We start from the raw sequence: 6,270 nt of genomic DNA, 5'->3' as shown, positions 1-6,270 counted from the left end.
CGGCGGCCCTGTGTTGGTGGGGGGGGGCCACCCGGGGATTTTGGCGGGCCGGCCGCGCCCACCCCTTGCCGCTTGGGGGGGGGGGCCGGCGGGTGGGGGGGGGCCCGCCGCACGCCCTTTCCCCTCCCTCGTATCCCCCTCCCTCGTACGTACCCTTCGGAGCCTGTCCCTCCATGTCGCCGCAGCAATCCCCTTCGTCCAGGCAGTCCGGCACCGGACTCGTCCTGGCCCTCGGCCTCGCCGCCATGGTCGTGTCGATGATGCAGACGCTCGTCGTCCCGATCCTGGCCGTCGTCGAGCACCAGCTCGACATCACCACGTCCGCCGCGAGCTGGCTCACCACCGCGACCCTGCTGTCCGCCGCCGTGTTCACGCCGCTGCTCGGCCGTCTCGGCGACCAGCGAGGCAAGCGGCCGGTCCTGATCGCCGTTCTGGCCCTGACCGTCGTCGGCTCGGTCCTCGCCGCCACGACGAGTTCGCTCCCGCTGCTCCTCGCCGCCCGCGCCATGCAGGGCGCCGCCACGGCGATCTTCCCGCTCGCCCTGTCCGTCCTGCGCGACGAACTTCCGCCGCGCCGGCTGCCCGGTGCCATGGGCCTGGTCAGCGGCACCCTCGCGGTCGGCAGCGGTCTCGCCCTGGTCGGCGCGGGGCTGCTGACGCGGGGCGCCGACCCGGACTACCACCGGGTGTTCTGGCTCGCCACGGGTCTGTCCGTCCTCGCACTCGTCGTCGCCGCCGTGACCGTCCCGCCGTCGCCGCGTCCGTCGGGCGGGCGTACCGACTGGCTGGGTGCCGGAGCGCTCGCCGCCACGCTCGTGCTGCTGCTCCTGCCGGTGTCGCAGGGCAACACCTGGGGCTGGGGCTCGGTGCGTACGGTCACGCTGTTCGTCGCGGCCGTGGTGATGGCGGCGGTGTGGGTGCTCGTCGAACGGCGGGTGCGCGAACCGCTGGTCGACATGGGGATGTTCGTGCTGCGGCCGGTCCTGTTCACCAACGTCGCGGGGCTGCTGCTCGGCTTCGGCATGTTCACGCAGTTCATCGCCGTGTCGTACCTCGTGCAGACGCCGACGGCGCTCGCCGGATACGGATTCACCGCCTCCGTCCTGTCGGCGGCCGTCACCTATCTGCTGCCCGCGACCTTCGCCTCGCTCGTCGGCGCCCAGATCGCCGGTCTCCTGGTGCGCCGCGTCGGAGCCCGCGTCACCCTGGCGACCGGTGGTGTCTTCGGCGTCCTCGGCTATCTGTGGCTGGCGCTCCAGCACGGCACCACCGGCTCGGTGATCGCCGCCGGCATGCTCACCGGCCTCGCCGTGAGCTTCGGCCTGGCCTCGCTGCCCGCGTTCATCGTGGCGGGCGTGCCGGTCCACCAGAGCGGCATCGCGAACGGCATCAACTCCATCGCCCGCTCGGTCGGCAGCGCCATCGGCAGCGCGGTGATCACCTCCCTGCTCACCGCCCACCTCATCAAGGGTCTCCCGCCGGGCGTCCCGCCGCTGCCCCAGGAGTCCCAGTACACGACCGCGTTCGTGATCGGCGCGATCGCGTTCGCGCTGGTGACGGTCACGGCGCTGACGGGGCTGCGGATCGAGGACGGGCGCGGGAAGACCGTGATCCGGGCGTCCGGGCAGGACGAGACGGCCGGGACGGCCGGGACGGCGGCGGAGCCGGCCGTGGCCGAGCCAGCCGTGGCGAAAGGCGCGGTTGCCCGATGAGAGGCCCCGCTCGGTAGGGGCTTCGCGCACCTCACCCGCGCCGCCCGGGCAGGAAGCGTGCCAGGGCGTCGCGGGCGAGGGCGAGGGGGGGACTCCTCGGGTGGTGGTGAGGCGGATCTTCACCCAGGCTTCGTCGGGGCACCTTCCGGTCACCCGGGACAGCCTCCCGGCCTGTCAGGAGGTGACGGGGGCCCAGAGCCGACGCCGCCGACCGAGCTGCTTCACGAACTGCTCAACGAGGTGACCCGCCTCACCGCAACCGCACAGACCGGTCAGGCTATCCGGCTGGTGCGTAACCCGCCGGCCGGGTGGTGAAGGTGCCGCGGCCCTGGGTGCGGCTGCGCAGGCGCGAGGCGTAGCCGAAGAGTTCGGCCAGCGGGACCGTCGCCGTCAGCACGGCCGTGCCGCCCCGGGTCGTGGAGCCGGTGACCCTGCCGCGGCGGGCGGCGAGGTCGCCCAGGACCGTGCCGACGGCGTCCTCGGGGACGGTGACCGTGACCTCGGCGACCGGTTCGAGCAGCGTCATCTCGCTCGCCCGGAGCGCCTCGCGCAGGGCGAAGCGGCCGGCCGCGCGGAAGGCGAGCTCGGAGGAGTCCTTCACGTGCGTGGAGCCGTCGGTGAGCGTGACGCGGACTCCGGTCACCCGGTGGCCGCCGAGCGGGCCCTCGGCGAGGGCGTCGCGGCAGCCTGCCTCGACCGCGCGGGCGAACAGCGGCGGGACGCGGCCGCCGACGACCGTCGAGCGGAACACGAAGTCCTCCTCGTTCTCCTCGGTGAGCGGTTCCAGATCGATGACGACGTGGGCGAACTGGCCCGCGCCGCCGTCCTGTTTGACGTGCCGGTACGTGAGGCCGGTGACGCCGCGGGCGACCGTCTCCCGGTACCCGACCCGGGGCCGCCCGACCACGACGTCGAGGTCCTGGGCCTGGCGCAGCTTCTCGACGGTGACCTCCAGGTGCAGTTCGCCCAGGCCCGAGAGCACGGTCTGCCCCGACTCGGGGTCGGTGCCGACGACCAGGGACGGGTCCTCCTCGGCCAGCCGGGCCAGGCCCGCGGCGAGGCGCCCGGTGTCGACGCCGCGCCGTGCCTCGACGGCCACCGAGACCACGGGGTCGGCCCGTTCGGGCTCCTCCAGCACCACCGGCGCGTCGGGCGCGCAGAGCGTGGCGCCGGACCGGGTGGACTTGGGCCCGACGACGGCGACGATGTCGCCGGCCGCGGCCAGTTCGGTCTCGGTCGTACGGTCGGCTTGGACCCGCAGGATGCGGGCGACGCGCTCGGTGCGTCCCGCCGTGGTGTCGAGCACGGTGTCCCCCTTTCGGAGCGTTCCCGCGTAGACGCGGAGGTAGGTCATACGGCCGGTGGACGTGACGCCCACCTTGAAGGCGAGCGCGGTGAACGGCGCCGCCGGGTCGGCGGGGTGCCGGTCGGGGCGTACGGGCGGCAGGTCGGCGGGCGCGGGCAGATACGCGGTGACGGCGTCGAGCAGCGGCTCCACACCGCGGTTGCGGTAGGCCGAGCCGCACAGCACGACCGTCGCCTCGCCGGAGAGAGTGAGGTCGCGCAACGCGGCGACCAGCGTCTCGGCGCTCAGCGCGCCCTTGGCGCAGAACTCCTCCAGGGCGGCCGGGTGCAGTTCCGCGACCTGTTCGTCGAGCGCCCGCCGCCGGTGCGCCGCCTGCTCGCGCAGGGCATCGGGCACGGGTCCCTCGACCGGGCCCTCGCCCTGCGCGGCGCCGCCGGGCCACTCGTACGCCCGCATCCGGACCAGGTCGACGACGCCGGTGAAGGCGTCCTCTCGGCCGATGGGGAGTTGGACGGGCAGCGGTACGGTGCCGAGCCTGGTCCGGAGGGACGCCACGGCCTTGTCGAGGTCGGCGCCCGCGCGGTCGAGCTTGTTGACGAACGCGATGCGCGGGACGCCGTGCCGGTCGGCCTGGCGCCACACCGACTCGCTCTGCGGCTCGACGCCCGCGACGCCGTCGAACACGGCGACCGCGCCGTCCAGCACGCGCAGCGCGCGTTCGACCTCGCCCGCGAAGTCGACGTGGCCGGGGGTGTCGATCAGGTTCAGCCGGTGGCCCGCCCACTCGCAGCTGACGGCCGCGGAGAAGATCGTGATGCCCCGGTCCCGCTCCTGCGGGTCGAAGTCGGTGACGGTGGTGCCGTCGTGGACCTCGCCGCGCTTGTGGGTGGCGCCGGTCAGATAGAGGAACCGCTCGGTGAGGGTGGTCTTGCCGGCGTCGACGTGGGCGAGGATGCCGAGGTTACGGAGGTGTGCAGAGGTACGCATGATGATGGTCCTTCGCGTGCGATGCGGAAGCAGGGCAGCGCGATTCCCGAGACGATTCGCTGTACGGGTACGACCTCGTCGCGGGTCAGCGGTGACGGCCGCGCAGCCGGCACCGGAGGGGGCGAGAGGCGAGGATCACGTCGTACCGGGCACGGGAGACGACGGCGATGGCGGTGACAGCAGCGGTGCGCACGGTCGTCTCCCTTCATGGCTCGTTCATCTGACGGTTCGTCGGCCCGACGGTGCGTCGGATCGTCCGCGTGAGCGAGTGTAGGGAGACGCGGTCCCGCTGTGACACCTGTTTTTCTTGTGGGAGGGCCCTGCGCCAGCTATCTTGCATTACATGGTTCCTGGTGACGCAAGTAACGAGGCGGGGGGCAGGGTTCCCAGCCAGCTCCGCAAGGGCGTGCTGGAGCACTGCGTCCTGGCGCTGCTCAGGGACGGGCCGAGGTACGGCATCGAGCTGCTCGGCGAGCTCTCCGCGGTCAGCGTGATGACCACCAGCCAGGGGACGATCTACCCCTTGCTGTCCCGGTTGCGCCGCGAGGGACTCGTCGACACCGAGCTGCGCGAGTCGCCGAGCGGTCCGTCCCGGCGCTACTACACGCTCACCCCGGCCGGCCGGGCGGCCCTGGCCGAGTTCACCCGGGCCTGGCCGCTGTTCCGGGACGCCGTCGACCACTTTCTCAACGACCCGCAGGGGGAGCCCTCATGAAGACCATCGACCACCCGCTCGTGACCGCCTACCTCGACGCCGTCGCGCGCGAGACGGCCGAACTGCCCGCCGAGCGCAGGGCCGAGCTCCTGGCGGATCTGCGCGAGCACATCGAGGTGAGCGGCGCCGAGGGCGAACAGCAGCTGCGCGAGGTCCTCGCCGACCTGGGCGAGCCCCGCACGGTGGCCGCGTCCGCCCTCGCCGAGGAGCCGGTCACCGCGGCGGTCACGGTCGTGGAGCCCGTACGGCCCGGGCGCGCCCTTCCCACCGTGCTCCTGCTCGCCGCGGCGGGGCTGCTCTTCCTCCTGAACATGGTCGTGGGCACGGTGGCGCTGGTGGTCGGGCTGTGGCTGCTGTGGAAGTCGCCGCTCTGGGACCAGCCGAGCAAGGTGATCGGTACGGCCACCTCGGCGGCGCCCCCGGTGATGCTGCTCGTCGGCGGCCTGTTCCTGGCCGCTCCCCGGATAGGCCCCACGGAGGTGCTGCTCCTCGTCGCGTTCGTGCTCGCCGTGCCGGCGATCGGCGCCGTGACCCTGCTGCGCACCGTGCGCCGCTGAGCGCTCGACACGAAACAGACGCGAAGGCGCTCGGCCGGGAGACCCCGGCCGAGCGCCTTCGCGCCGTCTTACCGCCGTGCGAGTGCGGGCACCCAGGTCAGCCGCTGGCGGGGGCGGTGAGGGCCGGCCCCGCGCCGGCGCGGAAAGGGCCGCTCGCGTCGCCTCCGGAACCCCTACGCCTCACCCCCCACCGCCCGCCCCAAACCAGAAAACGCATGCCTTCGCAGGTCCCTAACAAGGCCACGCGCTCCAGACAGGGCCGTTACCCAGCCGTTATAAACGGGCATTTCGTCCACCTTTAGGGGTGTTTTCCGCGCCCCTCCGCCGCCATTTCCGTACGCCGGGCGACTCGCGCGACTATCAGACCCGCCGCCGCACCACAACCCCCTCGGGCCAGGAAGTTCACCGACGTGCTCGGTAGCTTCGGCGCCCATGACCACAGCACACGCCACCACTGCGACCACCGGCCTGGACATAGGCCGGGCCGAGATCACGGACGGCGCCGACCTCTGGCGGATCGCCCGCGAAGCCGGGGAACTGGACGTCAACTCGCCCTACAGCTATCTGCTGTGGTGCCGGGACTTCGCCGGGACGACCGCCGTCGCGCGGGACGCGACCGGGCGCGCGGTCGGGTTCGTCACCGGCTATCTGCGGCCCGAGGCGCCGGGGACGCTCTTCGTCTGGCAGGTCGCCGTGGAGGGTTCGTATCGCGGAACCGGGGTAGCCGGAGCACTGCTCGACGCTCTGGCCTCCCGCGTGGCGGCCGAGCACGGGCTCGTCCGGATCGAGGCGACGGTCACACCGGGGAACGTGGCCTCCGACCGGATGTTCCGTTCGTTCGCGCGCCGGCACGGCGCCGGGGTGGCGCGGGAGGTCCTCTTCCCGTCGGCCGTGTTCCCCGAGCCGGCCGGCGCCGACGAGCCGCACGGGACCACTCCCGCGTCGCACGAGCCCGAAGTGCTGTACCGCATCGGGCCCCTGACGCCCTGACAC

5 protein-coding genes are annotated in these 6,270 nt (G+C 73.1%); 4 read left to right on the top strand and 1 reads right to left on the bottom strand.

Going from position 1 to position 6,270, the window contains the following annotated elements; all coding sequences use genetic code 11:
* Positions 1 to 173 precede the first annotated feature (173 nt).
* Positions 174 to 1,712: an MFS transporter gene (locus tag ACIRSU_RS12090; protein WP_403791150.1), complete on the top strand. Its 1,539-nt coding sequence runs from the start codon at positions 174 to 176 to the stop codon at positions 1,710 to 1,712.
* Between the two features lie 277 nt (positions 1,713 to 1,989).
* Here the strand turns inward: ACIRSU_RS12090 and fusA are convergent, their stop codons facing one another.
* Positions 1,990 to 4,005: an elongation factor G gene (fusA, locus tag ACIRSU_RS12085; protein WP_403791148.1), complete on the bottom strand. Its 2,016-nt coding sequence runs from the start codon at positions 4,003 to 4,005 to the stop codon at positions 1,990 to 1,992.
* Positions 4,006 to 4,348: 343 nt separating this feature from the next.
* Between fusA and ACIRSU_RS12080 the strand changes: the two genes are divergently transcribed.
* The 3 genes from ACIRSU_RS12080 (at position 4,349) to ectA (ending at position 6,267) form a co-directional block, all read left to right on the top strand.
* Positions 4,349 to 4,720: a PadR family transcriptional regulator gene (locus tag ACIRSU_RS12080; RefSeq protein WP_403791147.1), complete on the top strand. Its 372-nt coding sequence runs from the start codon at positions 4,349 to 4,351 to the stop codon at positions 4,718 to 4,720.
* Positions 4,717 to 5,277, top strand: a complete 561-nt coding sequence (locus ACIRSU_RS12075) for an HAAS signaling domain-containing protein (RefSeq protein ID WP_403791145.1) — start codon at positions 4,717 to 4,719, stop codon at positions 5,275 to 5,277. Before ACIRSU_RS12080 ends, ACIRSU_RS12075 begins: the two co-directional genes overlap by 4 nt.
* Positions 5,278 to 5,709: 432 nt before the next feature.
* Entirely contained in the window at positions 5,710 to 6,267 is a 558-nt protein-coding gene (ectA, locus tag ACIRSU_RS12070) for a diaminobutyrate acetyltransferase (RefSeq protein ID WP_403791143.1), read from the top strand.
* Positions 6,268 to 6,270 lie beyond the last annotated feature (3 nt).

This window comes from Streptomyces sp. NPDC101160, assembly GCF_044768205.1.
In the GTDB taxonomy this organism is placed as follows: Bacteria; Actinomycetota; Actinomycetes; order Streptomycetales; family Streptomycetaceae; genus Streptomyces.
Note: the sequence above shows the minus strand (reverse complement) of the source record. Positions and strands in the feature narration are given on the sequence as shown.